1 protein-coding gene and 2 pseudogenes are annotated in these 1219 nt (G+C 44.4%); 1 reads left to right on the top strand and 2 read right to left on the bottom strand.

Annotated elements, in window-relative coordinates; genetic code table 11:
* Positions 1 to 217 (top strand): flagellar basal body-associated FliL family protein (locus R7P35_RS25010; RefSeq protein ID WP_318093083.1); only part of this gene is annotated, 217 nt, incomplete at its 5' end.
* A gap of 59 nt (positions 218 to 276) precedes the next feature.
* Here R7P35_RS25010 and R7P35_RS25005 read toward each other — a convergent pair.
* Positions 277 to 396 (bottom strand): annotated as a pseudogene (locus R7P35_RS25005) (rhomboid family intramembrane serine protease GlpG); the annotation flags it as partial.
* Positions 397 to 402: 6 nt separating this feature from the next.
* Positions 403 to 1023, bottom strand: a pseudogene (locus tag R7P35_RS25000) (AraC family transcriptional regulator); the annotation flags it as partial.
* Between the last annotated feature and the right edge of the window lie 196 nt (positions 1024 to 1219).

Raw genomic sequence — 1219 nt, 5'->3', positions numbered from 1 at the left:
CCAACAAGACCTAGCGATTGTTGAGCACCATCAACCCTTGATTCGCGATGCGGTCATCGAACTCCTAGGCAAACAAACCGAAGATACGATCAAGTCGCTTTCTGGCCGAGAAGACCTACGCAAAACGTTGGTGAAAGAGCTAAACGAAACCTTACTGCCAGAGACCGGGAAAACCGTCATTGCTGATTTGCTGTTTACCAAATACCTCTATCAGTAAGTAACGCTGCTTTAGATACAAAAAGACCGCTTTCGAGCGGTCTTTTTTTGTTTTTGCTATCACGCTTGTTGTTGGTATTTCTGCTTGCCCGAGTCGAACAGCGCAATCGCCATCCCGGCCAACAAGCCAGCTAAGTGAGCCGCATTGGCAATGGCAATAAACGGTTTCACAAAACCAATTTTTTAATGATACGGCGACCACCGAGATCTACACTCTTTTGCTACTCTCGCGTAGGAACCTTCTTGGTGAGCCAATTCAAACAACACGTACCCTTCTTTACTTACAAGCGTTCGATAGACAATTTCTTCTAGTAAGGACTCGCCCAATATCGCCACATCCAAATCGTTGCAAAGCGCCTTCATTAATCGCTTGCAAGCATCGAGCATGGCATCGTTCATTCGAACCGATTTGAGGCCACAACGTTTAGAATCTTCGCAGATATTACTGAATTTCTGTGCTTCGAGCTTTTTCACAAGTTTGTGCAGCAGCGTGGGCGAGATGTCGATAGAAATACCGAGCAAAGGCTCATTGTTGGTGGCAAATGCTTCACACTCTAGAGGCATAGGTACACCCACCACCAAATAGTCATCCGGACCATACTGAACTGGCGTTTGCCCTATATGGATGTTTTTATGCCCTTGGCCAAGCACAATGATCCCTGATTGATACACAAATGGTTGACGGTTATTGCCTTTGCTACTGCGATAAAACCAAACGCCTTCGATAGCAGTTTGCTTGATGCCTTCTAAATTGTGCAGATCATGCTTTTCAACATACTGCTGCATGGTTTCGGCTAATGTGTTCATGTAATGCTCCATAAACCGTCAATCGGTCTACGCTCTGTTGTCATTTTGCTCACTATACTTTCTCTTCTGTTTCCGATTCCAGCGCTATAACAACAATTTTGTAGAAATAGGCAAGTAATTTACAGAAACCGACCTACAACACGACAAAAAGTCGTATTAATATGCACGTATTCAATCTCCTCAACTGGAAACAAGA

The organism is Vibrio sp. Vb0304, from assembly GCF_033338995.1.
Lineage (GTDB): Bacteria > Pseudomonadota > Gammaproteobacteria > Enterobacterales > Vibrionaceae > Vibrio > Vibrio alginolyticus.
The sequence above is the reverse complement of the archived record's forward strand: the minus strand, read 5'-3'. Positions and strand labels throughout refer to the sequence as shown.